Source organism: Pseudoalteromonas spongiae UST010723-006 (genome assembly GCF_000238255.3).
GTDB lineage: Bacteria > Pseudomonadota > Gammaproteobacteria > Enterobacterales > Alteromonadaceae > Pseudoalteromonas > Pseudoalteromonas spongiae.
Window position 1 is genome coordinate 1,581,186 of the sequence record NZ_CP011040.1, and the last position, 17,053, is coordinate 1,598,238.

The 17,053-nt window shown below is 39.7% G+C and carries 18 protein-coding genes; 7 read left to right on the forward strand and 11 right to left on the reverse strand.

Annotation, left to right across the window (positions count from 1 at the left end; all coding sequences use genetic code 11):
• Nucleotides 1-52 precede the first annotated feature (52 nt).
• From PSPO_RS21445 to PSPO_RS21460, 4 genes are all read left to right on the forward strand, one after another.
• Complete coding sequence (locus PSPO_RS21445) at nt 53-1,282, forward strand: alpha/beta hydrolase-fold protein (RefSeq protein ID WP_010558462.1); 1,230 nt, start codon at nt 53-55, stop codon at nt 1,280-1,282.
• A gap of 214 nt (nt 1,283-1,496) precedes the next feature.
• Nucleotides 1,497-1,904: a hypothetical protein gene (locus PSPO_RS21450; protein ID WP_010558461.1), complete on the forward strand. Its 408-nt coding sequence runs from the start codon at nt 1,497-1,499 to the stop codon at nt 1,902-1,904.
• A 122-nt stretch (nt 1,905-2,026) separates the two neighbouring features.
• Complete coding sequence (locus tag PSPO_RS21455) at nt 2,027-2,404, forward strand: BlaI/MecI/CopY family transcriptional regulator (RefSeq protein ID WP_010558460.1); 378 nt, start codon at nt 2,027-2,029, stop codon at nt 2,402-2,404.
• Nucleotides 2,401-3,678 carry a M56 family metallopeptidase gene (locus PSPO_RS21460; protein WP_010558459.1) on the forward strand — a complete coding sequence of 426 codons (1,278 nt, stop codon included), beginning with the start codon at nt 2,401-2,403 and terminating at the stop codon, nt 3,676-3,678. Before PSPO_RS21455 ends, PSPO_RS21460 begins: the two co-directional genes overlap by 4 nt.
• A gap of 137 nt (nt 3,679-3,815) precedes the next feature.
• On the opposite strand, the gene PSPO_RS21465 is transcribed toward PSPO_RS21460, so the two are convergent.
• The 6 genes from PSPO_RS21465 to PSPO_RS21490 all read right to left on the reverse strand — a co-directional run bounded on the left by PSPO_RS21465 (nt 3,816) and on the right by PSPO_RS21490 (nt 8,716).
• Nucleotides 3,816-5,114 (reverse strand): MFS transporter, encoded by a 1,299-nt coding sequence (locus PSPO_RS21465; protein ID WP_010558458.1) that lies wholly within the window; start codon nt 5,112-5,114, stop codon nt 3,816-3,818.
• Nucleotides 5,115-5,317: 203 nt separating this feature from the next.
• Entirely contained in the window at nt 5,318-5,719 is a 402-nt protein-coding gene (locus tag PSPO_RS21470; protein WP_010558457.1) for a GFA family protein, read from the reverse strand.
• Between the two features lie 36 nt (nt 5,720-5,755).
• Entirely contained in the window at nt 5,756-6,178 is a 423-nt protein-coding gene (locus tag PSPO_RS21475; RefSeq protein ID WP_010558456.1) for a VOC family protein, read from the reverse strand.
• A gap of 116 nt (nt 6,179-6,294) precedes the next feature.
• The gene (locus PSPO_RS21480; RefSeq protein WP_010558455.1) at nt 6,295-7,104 is read right to left on the reverse strand and encodes an arylamine N-acetyltransferase family protein; all 810 of its coding nucleotides are present in this window, start codon (nt 7,102-7,104) and stop codon (nt 6,295-6,297) included.
• Between the two features lie 10 nt (nt 7,105-7,114).
• Entirely contained in the window at nt 7,115-7,618 is a 504-nt protein-coding gene (locus PSPO_RS21485; protein WP_010558454.1) for a flavodoxin family protein, read from the reverse strand.
• A gap of 111 nt (nt 7,619-7,729) precedes the next feature.
• Complete coding sequence (locus tag PSPO_RS21490) at nt 7,730-8,716, reverse strand: AraC family transcriptional regulator (RefSeq protein WP_010558453.1); 987 nt, start codon at nt 8,714-8,716, stop codon at nt 7,730-7,732.
• 100 nt (nt 8,717-8,816) lie between these two features.
• Here PSPO_RS21490 and PSPO_RS21495 point away from each other — a divergent pair, with 100 nt between their 5' ends.
• Nucleotides 8,817-9,245 (forward strand): SRPBCC family protein, encoded by a 429-nt coding sequence (locus PSPO_RS21495; protein ID WP_040642173.1) that lies wholly within the window; start codon nt 8,817-8,819, stop codon nt 9,243-9,245.
• The gene (locus tag PSPO_RS21500; protein WP_010558451.1) at nt 9,232-10,041 is read left to right on the forward strand and encodes a sterol desaturase family protein; all 810 of its coding nucleotides are present in this window, start codon (nt 9,232-9,234) and stop codon (nt 10,039-10,041) included. Before PSPO_RS21495 ends, PSPO_RS21500 begins: the two co-directional genes overlap by 14 nt.
• Here PSPO_RS21500 and PSPO_RS21505 read toward each other — a convergent pair.
• From PSPO_RS21505 to PSPO_RS21520, 4 genes are all read right to left on the reverse strand, one after another.
• Entirely contained in the window at nt 10,038-10,760 is a 723-nt protein-coding gene (locus PSPO_RS21505) for a transporter substrate-binding domain-containing protein (RefSeq protein WP_040642081.1), read from the reverse strand. The genes PSPO_RS21500 and PSPO_RS21505 overlap by 4 nt on opposite strands.
• Nucleotides 10,761-10,963: 203 nt before the next feature.
• On the reverse strand, nt 10,964-12,313 hold the full coding sequence (locus PSPO_RS21510) for a class II 3-deoxy-7-phosphoheptulonate synthase (protein ID WP_010558449.1): 1,350 nt from the start codon (nt 12,311-12,313) through the stop codon (nt 10,964-10,966).
• Between the two features lie 76 nt (nt 12,314-12,389).
• Nucleotides 12,390-13,169, reverse strand: coding sequence for an ATP-binding cassette domain-containing protein (locus PSPO_RS21515; protein WP_010558448.1), 780 nt, complete (start codon nt 13,167-13,169; stop codon nt 12,390-12,392).
• A complete protein-coding gene (locus tag PSPO_RS21520; protein ID WP_010558447.1) occupies nt 13,169-14,152 on the reverse strand; it encodes a FecCD family ABC transporter permease in 984 nt (327 codons plus the stop codon). Before PSPO_RS21520 ends, PSPO_RS21515 begins: the two co-directional genes overlap by 1 nt.
• Nucleotides 14,153-14,268: 116 nt before the next feature.
• On the opposite strand from PSPO_RS21520, the gene PSPO_RS21525 reads away from it, so the two are divergent.
• Complete coding sequence (locus PSPO_RS21525) at nt 14,269-15,132, forward strand: DNA replication terminus site-binding protein (RefSeq protein WP_010558446.1); 864 nt, start codon at nt 14,269-14,271, stop codon at nt 15,130-15,132.
• Nucleotides 15,133-15,138: 6 nt separating this feature from the next.
• Here the strand turns inward: PSPO_RS21525 and PSPO_RS21530 are convergent, their stop codons facing one another.
• Entirely contained in the window at nt 15,139-16,356 is a 1,218-nt protein-coding gene (locus PSPO_RS21530) for a hypothetical protein (RefSeq protein WP_010558445.1), read from the reverse strand.
• Nucleotides 16,357-17,053: the final 697 nt, after the last annotated feature.

Consider the following 17,053-nt stretch of genomic DNA (forward strand, 5'->3'; position numbering starts at 1 on the left):
ATTCAGCAGACCCAAAGCATACGGATAGAAACAACATAAAACAGGACCCCAGATGAAACGCTTTTTTCAGCTATTTTTAATATGTGTCGTATTTTTCGCAACGACCATTGAGGCACAAGCTCAACGTATCACTACCGCGTCTAGCACGCTAAATGAAGACAGAACAATTCAAATATTACTGCCTGAAAGCTACGCGGCAAACCCCAATGCGACTTACCCCGTAATTTACTTGCTTGATGGCGACTACAATTTTAACGCGGTATCTGGCATGTTAGATATGCTCGCCAATAAAGGCGAACTGATTCCAAATGTGATTTTGGTGGCAATTGCTGATAAAGGCACTCAGTCATACCGTAGCTATATGACACCTAGCTTTAACGAGCAAAAAACGCCCGACAATGCGACAAAATTTGCCACCTATTTAGCCGAAGAAGTAAAACCTTATATTAGTAAACACTACCGCACAGCAAATAATCATATTTTGGTGGGTCAGTCGATTGGCGGGCTGTTTGTACTCAATACGTTAATTGAAAAGCCCAATAGTTTTAATCATTATATTGCGATTAGCCCGTCTGTTTGGGTTGGCGATAACGCCATAGTTAAAAAAGCCAACAACCAATTAAAGCAACAAATCGATACGCCGATTTCGCTTCACTTAGCCCTTGGCGATGAAACCCGCATGGGGCAATATGATTTTATTAATTATTTGGACTTAAACCCTGGCGCTAATCTAACGTGGCAATTTACCCATTACCCAGATGAAAATCATAACTCAGTAGGTTTAATTGCATTACGAAATAGTTTAAAAACGATTTTCAAAGGGTGGCACATTAATGAGCGCGAACTTGCAACAAAAACGCCGCAGTCAATTATCGAGCATTATGCTGCTTTACAAGAGAAATGGCAGCTAAAACAAGCAATGCCCAATAGTGTCGCGCAAAGTTTAATGCGCTATCACTACCGCAATCAATTAGTTGATAACGTGCCCGAGTTTATCGCATCAGCAATTGATATTTTGCCACAATCAAGCCAAGTTTTAGTAGCAAAGCAAGCAAGTTACGCCGGTCATTTTGATTCGCCAAAGGCTGCGTTAACTATTCTAAAAGAAAGTGAAAGTCAGCATGTTGAATCAATAAGTCATTTAAAAGCAATTGCTGGCGTTTACGAGCAACTAGGCGATACTAAAAATGCGCAGCACTATTACAAAAAGGCCCTCACGGTTGCGAAAAATCAAAACGCACAGCAATGGCAACTTAATATTTTGGCTGCAAAAATTAACTAGCCAGGCCTTTTGCTTAAAGGTTGGTTAACGATTTAAACTTGATAGATAGAATAGCTTCGTCACATCCCGCATATTGAGATTGGAAAAGTGACAACCTTATTAAGCGCCAAATTGGCGCTTTTTATTTGCGCTTTGATTGGTGCCCAGTCAATAACTAGATTTCACGTTAATTTGAATTACACTCAAAGAATGAAATTTAGCCAACTCCAATAAAATGGCAATTGAACACGGAACTTTCTCACTTACATTATTACCCAACAATATCATCGTGGCCGATGCAAAAGGGCCTTGGAATATTGAAGCCGTTGATCATTACCATAACGACGTAGCTGCTATAGTAAATGGATTTGCCGGAAACCCATGGCATCATAGTGCAATTCTTCGTTGTGAAACGGTATTTATTCCACAAGTTATCACACTACTTGAACAACATTTTTTGTGGCGCAAACAAAATAATGTACAGTCAGACACCACCATACTTACCGATAGCTTTAGCAAAAACATCTCTAAGCAACAAATAACACAAATCTTCGAAAGGCTTGAAATAACGCACTTTTTTGCGAGCGATTTAGATACTGCACTACAGCAAATAGCAAAGCTAAAAGCTGTAACGAAAAATTGAGCACTAAATAATCAACTAACTAATTAAATTAGCCAATCCATACATTCAATTAAAAAAACGCTTGTTATATCTACACATGTAGAGATAAGATATATCTACATTTGTAGATATAGAGAATTCTGATGGCACTTTCTAATTTTGAACTAGAAGTGATGCAACTTTTTTGGCACCACAAAGAGGCCAGTGCACCTGAAATTCATAAGCAAATCGCAAATACACGCGACGTAAAGTACAGCACCGTTAAAACGATTATCGACCGACTAGAAAAAAAGGGCAGTGTAAAGCGCAGCAAAACCCAAGGACGTACTATTTTTTACGCACCTACCACAGAAAAACAAAGTGTTAGCGTGCCGCTAATTAAAGATTTTATAAACAAAGTGTTCCTTGGTAAAAGCCGACCATTAGCGGCTCATATTTTAGAGCAGGAATCGCTTTCAATGGACGATCTTGAATACTTAGAGTCGGTGCTTAAAGAACGTAAAAAGGACTTACAAAAATGATGTTTTACTTGTTGATCAACATAGGCATTTCGGTACTTGTGCTGAGCTTATTAACATTTGGTAACGGGTCAAATAAAGCAAACTATCGCTTATCGGTATTTGCGCTTGTTACTTGGTGTATTCCCTACCCTATGCTCGCTAAATTACTACCAGCAGATGCATTGGTTAATCCAATTATTCTGTCGCAAACATTCAGCACAATAACCGCGCAGCAAACACGTCTTAATACTCATTTTATTGATTATCAGCAACTCAGTTTAATGCTATTACTTAGCAGTGTGTTGTTGGGTGGCGTGATATTTAGCACACGCTTGATACGACAGTTAAAAACACACGCACGCATTGTTAATAGCGCATCATTTAGCTATTGCGACACCTTATCTAAGCAACATGCAGTGCCCGTTTACCGCGCTGAAAACGTGCCTAGTGGTATGCTTATGGGAGTTTTTAACAGCAAAATAGTGCTATCGAGCTCCATCACGCAAGCCAACCAAATCGCGCTTATTGTTAACCACGAAAAAACACACAAAGTACGTAACGATAACTTACGTTTGCTGTTCTTAACCTTAGTGGAGAGTTTGTTGTGGTGGAATCCTCTGGTTAAAAAGCTGAGCAAACAAACACGCTTTTATATTGAAGCCCTGTGTGATGAACAATGCGCACAACATTATGGCCATAAAGCATATCAGGCTGATTTTGCCGAGTTAATTTTACACCAACACCAAAGCCAGCAGCTCACTTTAAACTGCACGGCAACCTCAACTAAAAACAATAACATTCAACGACTAAAACGTCTCAAGGAACAAAGAGAAATGACTTTAAAAAACAAACTTACCTATACCATGTCGGTTACAGCGGCACTATTGTTAATTACATGGCACACACTTGCGCTAGCTGCACCAAACAGCGCTAACACTAAAAGTGAGCAAGGTGCTTTTGTAAATTTTGAACTTAACGTGACCGAACGCACGAGTGATCAAGCGATAAACACACACACGTCACAAATGACAATGTGGGTACATTTTAACGAAAAAGCAGCGTTTAATATTAGCGACAAATTTCATTTTAACTTTGTGATATCTGAGAATAATGACGTTGCAGAAGTAGAAATGGCCATCTTAGAAGTAAGCGACGCGGGCGAAGAAGTTGTAGCGCAACCAAAGCTCATTGTTGCATTCGACCAAGAAGCAAAAATTGAAATTGATAATTACCAAGTAAGTAACCACGCGTATTCAATTGCGTTTACACCAAGCCGAGGGCAAAAACCGGAATAAAACAGCTAGGTCTATTTATCAACTTAGAGCGCAGATAAATAGGCCTGTTGCATCTTTGTGAAAAGTAAAACTAGCTTCACTATTACGCCAATACAAACTTAAATCCAAGGAATAACGTACCTTTAAATCACACATAATTAGTCTTTTTTAGATACATTTTTCAAGTTAAAGCTCAGCGCAAATGCAATGCCACTAAAAAGCGCAAACGCTAACATCACCGCAAAAATTGAAAACTGCGCTAATGCCCCGCTTAATAGGCCAATTAGTAACAGCACCACGCCAATTAAACTATTACTGACCGATACATAGTCAGTTCGTTTATTACCACCGGCCATATCGACTAAATATGTTTTTCGTGCTTGGCGCACACCTTCGTGCACTACAAGTAGTACAAAAAACAATGCAAGGTAAGGGTAAATACTGTCAACTTCAAACCAAATAAGCGTTGCACTAAGTAAACAAATAATCGTATTTAAACTTGCCGTAAATGCCATCAGCCCTTTACTGCTTTTGTCTGCCAATTTACCCCAGATTCGACCACTTATAAGGCTTGCGATACCACCAAGTACAATTAAACTGGCTAGCGAAACATAAGAAGAACTGGCTTGCTGCTCTGCCATTAAAACCAAGTAAGGGGCCGCTAAACCAGAGCTTATCATCAGGCTTCGTACCCACACAAAACGAGCAAAACCAATATCTTGCTTAAGTAGTTTTAAGTTATTTTTTGCAACATCGAGCGCACTTTTGTCGTCGTTCTTATCACCATCATATTCTTTAATAAGCGCACAACTAAATGCACTTAATAAAAAGCATACAGCAGCCAGCGAAAGTAAAATAATCGTTCCATCTTGTTCGCTTGAGCGCAGATATAACGCACCACCAAACACAATTGTAATTGCACCGGCAATGCTTGCGGCGGTACCACTTAGTTTGCCACGTTTACTTTTATCAATGGTTTTACCCATCACATCTTTATTTGCGATAGAGGAAATAGCGCGTGCCAAACTAAATAGAATGGTTAAAACAACAATAGCGATACCAGCCACAGTGCCACTCAATCTTATTGCCGCAAACAGCAAAGCAAGTACCGCAATAGCCTGTAATACCGCGCCATAAACAAGATATTGCTTACGCGTTGCTTGGCGGCGAATATGCGCACCCAATACAATTTGTGGCAACATCGCGCCCGATTCACGTATTGGCACAAGCAGTGAGGTTAGAAAGATTGGCGCACCTGTGGTTGCCATTAACCAAGGCAACACCACTTTAGCGCTGGCGAGTGAATCGGCGATTTTGCTTAATACCAGCGACACAACAAACAACAGGTAATTACCGTTTTGCGCCTGACAGGCGTTATCGTCAAGTTCGTTACACTTGGACGAATTACTGCCGATGCGATTATGGAAACGCTCTACCCATTTTGAAAAATGCGTCATAAATCCTTAGAAATTCCGTTTTAATTAAGCTTATTACTACGAAAATATATACTATTTAGATCAGATACTTAACCTTTAGACTAGTTATTAAGCAAAGCAACTGATGCAATTAATTAAAACGGCAATCGCAAAACCTTTGCAAACACATTAACTAAATCTGTCGCTAAAAGTCGCTTACTACGGCAAGTTCAAATTATGTCATATTATTTCGGCAAGCCGTTAAAACAAGGTGTGTGCGCAATATCATTAAACCAAGGCGCGCGGCTTTTAACAAAAATTTGCGCACTTGGAGACATGGGCACATCTGTATCTAAACTGCCAGCAGGGACCACAACACAATTAAAATCGTGATCGTGTGTTGGCAATGGCGAACCGCAATCGGTGCAAAAACTTTTCACATGCCGAGTGTTTAAATGTTGATAACGTTTTACCTTTTCCAGCCCTTGCAGCCAGTCTATCTGCGCATTAAATGCAAATAAATTGGCACCATGAGCGGTACCGGTTCCCTTTTTACAGCGCGCACAATGACACAAATAAAATGCATTAAAACTACCGGTTACCGCATACTTAACTGCGCCACATAAACATGAACCTTGATGCTGCATACGCGTTTCTCCTAGCCGCTCTCTTTAGACTTACAATCAGCGTTCTCTATTTGCCATTGGGTGATCAGCGTTTAATTGTAGTAAATCCCAACGATTTCCGTACAAGTCCTCAAATACGGCGACGGTGCCATAGGGCTGCTGTTGTGGCTCACGAATAAACGACACGCCTACCGATTTCATGTGCTCATAATCGCGCCAAAAATCATCGGTATTCAAAAATAGAAATACGCGCCCACCCGCTTGATTACCAATAAACGCGTGCTGCTCAGGTTTTGATGCCTTTGCTAATAACAGTGCCGTACCGGTAGAGTTTGGTGGTGCAACAACAACCCAGCGTTTATCTTGTTCTGCCTGATAAGTGTCTTCTATCAATTCAAACTTAAGCTTATTTACATAAAAATCGATTGCCTCATCATAGTCTTTTACTACCAGCGCAATATTTACAATATTCTGTTTCATCACTTTTCACTTTTGCGGTTTTAGCTCAGATTATTTAGTTTAACGACAAAGCGCCAGCCAGTTAACCTAAAACAGCAAAAGCGGCTAAAAGGCCGCTTTGTTTGCTAGATGTCGTATCACCTTTCTCGATTAATAAACTCAAACAAGGTCTGCGTTTGTGCAAATGTTAGCTCTACTAAACATTGCTCTGTCAGTAGCGAATGTAATTGTTTTGGCGAGGTAATGGTAAATACCTCTTGCTGGTTAAGTGCATCGTCAAAAAAGGTAACTTGGTTATTCCTAATTAAAATGCGCTCGTTATCCATTATTCGTGATACCACTAGATTATTCACAAATGCCGCATTTTCGTGTTGCGAGCTATAAAAATGGCCAATATTGCAATCCATCTCGGTGAATTCACTTAAATCAAAACGATAAAGTGTGATCGGTTGGTCATTATTAGGCGCTAACGCCAAGCGATACGCTTGCTCGCCAGTTTGTTCAAGGCTATACCGACCATTTGGCGCATCAATCGTTGTAGTTTTTAATGGCACAATAAAGCGCGGGTTAAGCACGCCAAAGCCCACATCTACAATGTATTGTTTCCCTTGATACTCTAATAAAGTAACACGATGCAAGCGGCCATTTTGCTCATTACCATCAAGTAAAACCCGTGTTATAAGTGGCCTAACCGTAAAACCAAGCGCTTTTAAGGCAAGGTAAAATACCTTGTTGTGCTCAAAACAGTATCCGCCTCGTCGATTTGTAACTACACGGTCAAACAATGCTTCAGGTTCAAGTGATAAGTTTTCTTTTAAAATGACATTGGCGCTATTAAAAGGGAATGTCGCTATATGCGCTTTATAAAGCGCCGATATAAGCGCTAGTCCTTGCAGTTGTGGTGCCACATTGAGCTGATTTAAATAATCTTGTACGTATTGTTCCATCAGTGTGCTCCTACTTATTTAGTGCCACGTTAAATTGCGCTAACACGGTGTTATCTAGCGAAAAACCGTCACGACAACTAGCATGTAGTTTCGCTGTGTACTGAATATCAAAATAATTAAACACTTTTGCGAAAAAGCCATCAAAAATAGGGCATAGCTCATCACTTGCCGATGTGGCCAAAACAAAGGCCTTTTTATTAGCAAACGCACGGGCTTTTGGTTTAAGTGTTGGTACGTCTGTTAGCTCAGTGATCCGATCGATCAATTGTTTAATTGGGGCGGTAGGTGCATGCCAATACACAGGCGATGCAAAAATTAATTTATCGGCCGCTAAAATTCGCTCAACCAAGGCATAAAAATCGTCTTCTGGGTATTCATTTTGATAGTTGTATGGCGAAATCTGTAACGAGTCGATATCGATCACATCCAATTGGTGGTGTTTCGCGACTTGCTCAATTAGTTTTGCTGTATTGCCTTGTTTATTTGCACTTGAAAATAACACTAACTTTTTCATCAGTTTAAAGTCCTTTTGCCAAAATTGTGAAGGTACTTTAAAAGCTCAAGTCGGGTTGAGGTAAAGCGTTTTTTCAACTTTTTTATTTATCAAAAGCGAAAAAGTCATAAATTATTTTTTAAACAGTAACTTTTGATAGCGCAGCGGTGTTGTCGAAAACCACTTTTTAAACGCATGCGTAAACGAAGATTGTTCTTGAAAACCGAGCTCGTAGGCGGTTTCAGCAATTGTGTGCTGAGTTAGTAAAAAATCGACTCGCGATTTTCGCTCATCTGTTAATAATTCAATAAAATTAGTATTTTGCTGTTTCAGTTTGCGCTGCAAGGTTCTTGGACTCATAAACAAAGCAGCTGCGATCCGATTTTGATCACAGTGTTTTAAGCTGCTTTTTGCTTTTAGCAGCAATATCACCTGCTCTTTTATATTTTCATTGGGTTGGCGTGCTTGTAGCTCTTTTTCAGATACTTGTATTAAGGCCTGAAACATTGCCTTGTTTTCACTTGTAAAGGGGATTGACAGTAACGCTTTAGAAAAAACGATGCTGTTTTTAATTGCGTTTATTGTCACATTACAATTAAACCAACTACTTAGCGTAAGCCGCTCATTATGGCTTAATTTAAAAGTAAACGTAACTTCGTCAGGTTGGTAGTGTTCACCAAGAATCTTGCGTACCGTGGCAACCCAAGCAGTGGTGTTTCTTAGCACCATTTGCTTACAATCGTCACTTTTTACATGCCAGTCTAGCTGGACCTGGTGATCACTATGACTCACCTTAGTTTCGCCAATATCCGCAACTAGCGAATCAAAACGAATAAGTGCCTCAATCGCTTGTTCTAAATTTTCACAGCTTTCAACCAAATAACCGAGCACACCATAATCTTTGGCTTGAATGCGTTTACCTAGTTCAAAACCAAACAAGCTTTGCTCACTTAAAAGCGCGCCGCAATTGAGCAAATCAATATAGTGCTCCATTGAAACTTGGTGCGCGCCATCGCTATTACTCAGCGCAATGTTTGCGTTATGCGCTGGTGGTTCTATGCCTAAATCATGTAAGTAGTGTAAAATGCTTTGCAAATACGCAATTGAAACCGATGCCATAATATTGTCGTAAAATAACAAAAACTATGACGTATTAGCGCAAGATAAACAGCTAAAGTCAAATTATGCTGCTGTCAGGTGTTCATTAGTGTCATTTTTTATGATTTCTGTTCAATATCAAAAAACAATACAGGCCTCGCCAGATCAAATTTTTACTAAGTTGATTGATCACGAAAACCTTAATCAGTTTTTCAATGCGTCGTTCAAGGTTGTAAAGCCACAAGATAATAACGAGCCAATAGGTGGAAAAGGCTGCGTAAGGCAAATAAGCCTGTTGGGTATTACGTTTTTAGAAGAAATTATCCATGCCAGTGAACGTGAGATCCGTTATCGCGTATTAAACGACTTTCCTGTGAAAGATCATTTGGGCGTTTTTACCTTGCAACCACATGGCAAGCACACAATCGTAACTTACACCATACAATGTAATTCACCTTGGTATTTACCTGGTGTTTTATTGCGCCGCATTTTGGCCAACGACATTCGCAATTGCCTTGATAAATTAGGAGCATTTTATGATCCCAGTTGAACTTATTTTACTGGGGTTGAGCCCCGTTTTTATTATTTGTGTCGCGTTAGAGTTTAAAAAAGCGCGGCAACACTACAATATAAAAGACAGCATTAATAACACCTTGCTGGCGCTGTTACACCAAGCATCAGATGCCGTGATATTACTGTTGTTAATGCCAATATTTTTATGGCTACATCAGTATGCTTTATTCGACATTAAACTCACCTTCACATCCTTGTTATTTGGTTTTATTTTACAGGACTTTTTGTATTACTGGTTTCATCGTGCATCCCACAATATTCATTGGTTTTGGCTGGCTCATGTTGTACATCACAGTTCAACGCATATGAATTTTACTACGGCATTTAGACAAAGCATCTTATATCCGATTGTTGGCATGTGGCTATTCTGGTTGCCGATGATTTTAATTGGCTTTTCACCGAGTTTAGTGTTCGCGATCGTGGCTATTAATCTGGCATATCAGTTTTTTGTTCATACTCAAGTGATAGGTAATTTAGGCTGGTTTGAAAAGGTATTTAACACACCGACCCATCATCGTATTCACCACGCCACTAACAGGCCGTACATCGACAAAAATTACGCTGGTGTATTAATTATTTGGGATAAACTATTTGGCACATTTGCACCAGAAGATAAGGCAATTACCATTAAATATGGCATTGTTGGTGAATTACCAAAAGACAACCCACTGAGCGCGAACTTTAAGCAATTAGGTGTTTTAAGAAAGCAGTTAAAGCAAGCTAACACCCTGCGAGCAAAACTCAGCGCGTTATTTGGGTATCCTAGTCACTAGTTAAGGTTAGTCGAATAAAGGCGGGTGTATTTTGATACAATACGCGCTATCACACCACGCTCTGTAACCGCATCAATAGCAGCATTAAGTTTTGGTAACAAATGCTGCTTTTGTTTATTGAGGCGTAATCTCAGTAGCCCTTCAGTATGTAGCTTTTGGAAATCGAGATTTACATCGTAACGTTTACCCCAATAACTCGCCGTTAAATCGCCAATAAGAATGCGCGAAACACGCGCTTTTTTAAGTGCTAACACCAATTCTCTTTCTGATTTAAAATCAATGCGATTAAACAAGCTATCATCGTAGTAATAGTAACCAAGAACGGTGCCGATATTGTCGTGATTTAAGTGCGCAGTTTTTTCCGCATCTTTTAACCCAACAAAATATTCTTTTACGGTAAACAGGGGTTTTGATAACACAAATTCAGGGCCGACCTTTTGGTTTGGAAACCATTCTGCACACACAGTATCAAAGTCGAGTTTGCCTTCTAATAGTGCTTGGTTGGTACGCTTGGGCGGTAAATTAAGCTGTACGCCTTCGATTTTTGCCTCTACTAGAATAAGCGGAATAAGCTCACCAAGAATGCCTGGCGTTGCTTTATCGGGCATGTAGTAAGGCACCCAGTTGTTAGAACCAGACATGTTGTAACGCAAGCTGTTTTGCTCCGCAAACGCTGAAAACGCAAGCAAACTCAATGTAAGCAGTAAAATCCGTATCAAAATGCCTCCAATCTCCCTACCATCGATAACTCAAAACAACAAAAGCGATAAATATTAACAACCTATCGTTAAGCTTAGCGCAAATAAGCTTAACTGTTTAAATAAAATTAAACGATAATGAGTATAAAACCGATCCATTTAGCCATAAAAAAAGGCCCATATTTAGGCCTTTAATGTATTTCTATGGTGATAAAAAACACCGCTTATTTGCGAGCGTCTTTCAATAAATCAGCCACTAAGAAGCCAAGCTCAAGTACCTGATCGGCGTTTAGACGCGGATCACACTGAGTGCGATAACGCTGTGCCAAGTCTTCCTCACATAAACCATATGCACCACCGGTACATTCCGTTACGTGCTGGCCTGTCATTTCTAGGTGAATACCACCTGGGTATGAACCTTCAGCTTTATGAACCGCAAAGAACTGGCTGATTTCACGCATAATATTATCAAAGCTACGCGTTTTATAACCATTGCTGGCTTTTTCAGTATTACCGTGCATTGGATCTGAACTCCAAATCACCTTACGCCCTTCTTGCTGTACTTTACGTACCAACGCAGGTAGTTTTTCAGGTAATACGTCCGCACCCATGCGTGTAATAAGCGTTAGGCGACCAGGGATGTTATCTGGGTTTACTGCATCAATTAAACGGATCAGTTCGTCAGGATCCATGCCAGGGCCCACTTTCACACCGATTGGGTTTTTAATGCCACGGAAGAACTCAATATGAGCGTGATCTAACTGACGTGTACGCTCACCAATCCATACAAAGTGCGCAGAACAATCGTACCAATCACCCGATAAGTGATCGCGACGTGTTAATGCTTCTTCATATCCAAGCAGTAGCGCTTCGTGCGATGTAAACAATTCAGTTTCGCGAATATTTGCAGAGTTACCTGATGTAATACCGCACACTTCCATAAACTGCAGTGCATCTTGAATGCGATCCGCAAGCTCTTGGTATTTGTTTTTAAGTGGGTTTGCCGCAACAAAGCTCATATTCCAACGGTTTACTTGATGTAAATCTGCTAAACCACCTTGAGCAAATGCGCGTAATAAGTTTAATGTTGCCGCACTGTGATGATACGCCTGCATTAAACGCTGCGGATCAGGAATACGTGCATCTTCTGTAAATTCGAAACTATTAACGATATCACCGCGATAAGACGGTAGGCTAACGCCATCAATCGTTTCAAGATCAGCTGAGCGCGGTTTAGCATATTGACCAGCCATGCGCGCAATTTTAACGACAGGACACTTACCACCGTAAGTTAAAACAACCGCCATTTGCATGAGCGTTTTAAACGTATCGCGAATGCTCGCCGCGTTAAACTCTGAAAAGCTTTCTGCGCAGTCACCACCTTGTAGTAAGAAGGCTTTACCTTCGCACACATTCTCAAGATACTTAAATAAACTACGTGTTTCTTCTGCAAACACCAGCGGTGGTGCTGAGTTTAACTGTGCTTCTACGTTTGATAATTGTTCAGCGTCTCTGTAATTTGGCTGTTGTTGAATAGGGAGATCTCTCCAGCTATTCGGACTCCAAGGTTTCACTACATTTTTCCTCATTCCAATATAACCTCAGTTCCGAATTTACAGGGCTAAAATTAAATTTCAAGTGATAATTTGTTTAGTTCCATGATATTTGGTAATAAGCATTATTTTCATAACTTATTTGCGATGAATTAAGGCCAAAACAATCAACAAGATTCGAAATTTTAATATCTCGACCTGCTTTAAATTCGCCTATTAGCGAACCTTTTTTCATTAATAAACAGGGGTTTTGCGATTTTAAGGCGAAATTCACCTCATGATGAGAAGATAAAACACAAATTCGACTGCTAATATGTTCTAAGTAATCGATTAACCATAACGTATGTTTAATATCTAACCCGGTGAAAGGCTCATCCAACAATAATAAGTTGGCCTGAGGCTTTAGTTTTTCATCGCAACCAAGCAAGGTAGCCGTTAGATAACAGCGCTGACGTTCGCCGCCGGATAAAAACTGCAACGGTTTTTCAAGTAAATCGGCCACTTCTAAGCCACCCACTACCGCATTGTTTTCAAGTAGCACTTTTAAACTCTCTATCTCGCTATCAAAACAAATTGCCAGCATTTCATAACCAGTAATTGAAAAATGAGCTTGGTTTTGCTGAGTTAAGTACGCCCGCTTTTGCGCTAATTGATGAAGCGACAACGATGAGTAGCAACTTCCGGAAATAGTAATCGCACCATAAACCTCGCTGTAGAGGCCTGCAATACAATCAAGTAAGGTTGATTTTCCCGCCCCATTTGCACCTAATAAATGATAAAAACCAGGGCTTAACGACAACTCAGACACCTGAACCGTAAAACCATTAAACGGATTTAACAATAAATCGTTAATACTTAAACTGATAGGCGCTGTCATTACATATGGTTCCTGTGCGCAAAGTGCTTAAACAACACCCAAATAAATAACGGACCACCAAGTGTTGCACTTACTAGCGCTAAGGGTAAGTTAGTACTCATTAATGAACGAGATAAAAACTCGATAAACACCATAGTCGTAGCGCCAACGAAGCATAGTTTAGTGATTAAATGCTTGTTGTCATTTCCGAAAATCATGCGGCACGCATGAGGAACCAACAAGCCTAAAAATGCCACAATACCACCTAGCGATACCGCTATCGCCGTTAATAAAGCAGCAACCGACAAGCACTCTAAGCGCAAGCGTTTTACGTCGATACCATGCAATTGTGCGTTTCTATCACCGAGATAAACAAAATTAAGTGCGCGACTGCGACGCTTTAATAAAGAAACAATTACACCGGTTGCTGCAAGTGTTACCAGTGCGCTGGTCATAGTGACATGTTCAAAGCTACCGAGCATCCATACACTAAAAATGCGTAACTGATCGTTATCTGAATAAAAAATAAACCAACTAGAAATCGCTGATGTAATTGTGGTGATACAAATGCCTGCCAAGATAATTGCGAGACTGGCATAATTTCCGAGCTTTTTCGCGATCAAAAAGATCACACTTATTGCCAATGCTGCACCGCATAAGGCAAATAAAAACATGTAGAACACACTAAAATCAAAGGCACTTGATATCAACCCCGCCGCACCTAAGATAACAGCAAGCGATGCGATACCTGAAATGCCAAGTAAGCTGGGTTCAGCAAGCGGATTAGCTAACAGTAACTGAAACAAATGCCCGGCAATCGCCAAACAGATCCCTACTGTTATAGCAGTAATAATTTTTGCTAAACGTAAATCAAATAAAATCACTTTATCGATTTCGCTTAGCTGCCAAGGCAGAATGGTTTTACCACCATTGAGCCCAATAAAAAGGCTCAATAAAATAGCAATAAACCCAACACCGTACGTAAAAATAGCGTGTTTGCGCATGAAACAATTTAACTGATTGGTAATACTGCGTTTATATCAGAAAATGGCGCATAAAGCTTGTGCTTGTCAGCAACAGTAAATACCATCAAACACTTAGTATCGCTAGAGATCAAAGAATGAATAAACGTTTTTTACTGCGCAGCCACTTTGATAAGTGCACTCAACTGATTGAACAATTACAACACGCGTTAGTTAATTCAGATCTCGCATTTTGTCATTATTATCAACTGCCAAAAGTCAAAGAAGCGGAAAACCACCGTCCTCCCTCTGAAATTCCCGTCACTCCTTTTGAGGGATTAGATGCGCTCAATAAAAGTTGCTCGGCATTTAAAGATGTATTTAAACAGCCCGAGTTAAGCGGAAAATTATTGACTCGTCATCCTGGGGTGATTGGTATTAAAGGGGATGATCCCGAAATACGAGCGCTTATTAGCGCAATTAATCAAGAAAAACAAAATTTTAAGCAAATTGTATTATCAGAAAAAAGCAAAGACGCCCGTTTTGAACTGGTTCACAGTGCAATTCCTAGCTTGATCACCCTAGCGTTTTATCGCCAGATCTTTTGTGAAAGCCGCAGCGCGTATTCAGTACGATTTACTTGGATGCATAAACATTCAATTCAACACTTAAGCGCAAAACAGGCACTTACCTTTTTACAGCAAAACCAAAGCCATAAACCAATGATCACGCAAGATAAAGCAACATGGCAAGCAATGGTTGAACAAGAAAAACAACGGATAGTAGGTTTAAGTGAAAATAAAAAGCTACGTATTCGTCGCCCTATTCGGGTGTCACCCCAAGTAAACGTGCGGTTTAGCGCCAGCGATCGCTATCATGTTAGTGCAGCGCTACCGTTTATTTTATTTAACGCTGAAAAGGTTACAAAAATTGGCAAGCTTAGCGATTATGCTAAAAAGCCAGATACACGCGCAAAAAAAAGTCGCTACCTAATTGAGCGACTTTTCTTAGAAACACCGTAAAAGCGTTTAATCTTCAACGATTTGTACAATATCTTCTTCGTTGTCAATAACAATAGCGTCATCGGCGATGCGTTTACCACTTTGAATTTCCAAGCGTTTCTTCTGCTTGTTTAGGCTCAGCATTTCTTCACAGAAATCATCTGTTGGGAACATTTCATAAACGTAATCAACAATTTTGCCAGACTTATCATCTTTAACATTATCAATGGTGTAGTCTGAAATTACCCCTTTACTGATCAAATCTTTCATCGTTGTCGTCATATCACGACGCAAAGCTTTAAGTTTGTTCTCAGTAATTTCTTCATCACCTGTAATTGATCCGTACTTTTCCATAATCGACAATAAACGGAAGTGATGTGTTTTTCCTGGAGCAGCATAACGCCACAAATGGTAAAGACGTAGCATCATCCAACGTGATAAACCACGTTTAAGCTCTTGTGCTCGGTTAAAGTAATAGCCTTTGTATTCAAGGTTATCGATCATGTTGTGAACGAAGGCATTAAGACAAGCAACACACTTAATGTTACCGCCTTGACCTTTTTTACCGCTAAAATGTAACGACGATAAAAAGTTCATATTCGACTCATAAAACGAGTCATCAACATCAGTATTTTTGGTATCTTTCGCTGAATATTTAAAGCTCAGCTTAGAGCCTTGCAGCGCCTCTAACGCCTCTTTAATTTGAGGGTAAGGCATTGACTGACCAACACTTTTAAGTTCTTGTGCCAGCTCATTCATAGAGAATACAACCGCGTATTGAATACCCGATTTAAAGTTAATTTTTACAATTTTGCCTTTTGAAGCAAGGCGGATAAGGGCACGCTCTACTTTTTCTTCGCGATCAGATGGCCAGACTAAAAATTCTTTTTCTTCGCCCTGCTGCTTGGTACTAACAACCGCAGGCGTAATTTTTAATTCGCCTTCGTATTGAATACCATCAATGCGTTCAGAGATACGTCGAGTAACAATCGTTCTGCCCGGCGCTTCTTCAACCGGCAGTTTTTTATGACCTGATCGCACAAAACGGCCCCAAAGATCATAATGATTAAAAGTGTTTGAGTACGCGCGAAGATCGTGGCGAGCGTTTTCAATAGGAACACGAACATCTTTATTATCGGTAAACAATGCCAAATTTTCATTATCAATAGCGCTTTCAACGCCATGGATCTGCCCACGTAAGGTATCCGGCAAATTCTCAACCGAGATATTTACTTTATTAGACATTCAAGTTCCCATCTAAATTTTTATTATCTGTTAATATCATCACAGATCATTACTAAAGTTAATTAAATTAGTTAGTAAAATTGTGATCTGGCCTCGTTTTTTTTGCTCAGATCAAATTTTTACCAACTAAAAATAGATAAAACGAAATAAACATGGCTGTTTCGTGTAAAAAACACACAGACAAATCAAATTTTGACGTACTGGGATCACTTTTTTACTAACAAATCGTTTTCAGAACGATATTTTACCAACTCAAAGCACGATTTATTAGTATAAATAGCGTTTTTTTTAGAGAAAGAGGCCCCGAGTTGGTAAAAATCGGTTCTGAGCCAGTAAAAATGGGCACTCAAAATTTAAAATGTGGATAACTCAAGATCGAATTAGTAGGGATCTGATCTCAACCAAGTTAGGATCCGATCTTAATTAACACGATCTAAGTAATTCCTTAAAAAATTGCACAATTACAAAGCGTTACCTTAGTAAAAAGCTGATCTAAACGGCCTTTTTTGTGAATTGTACTGTGCATAAACTGTACATTAACGGTGAATATAAAAATTAGTCAGTAAAAGAGTGATCTCGCTGTAGATATAAAACGGATCTTTACCAAGTATAAAGTCGATCCGAAAAAAAATAATAAAATGATGTTTTACAAACAGTTAGATCAACTATTCACAGCTCTAATCTTAAATACCTTAGT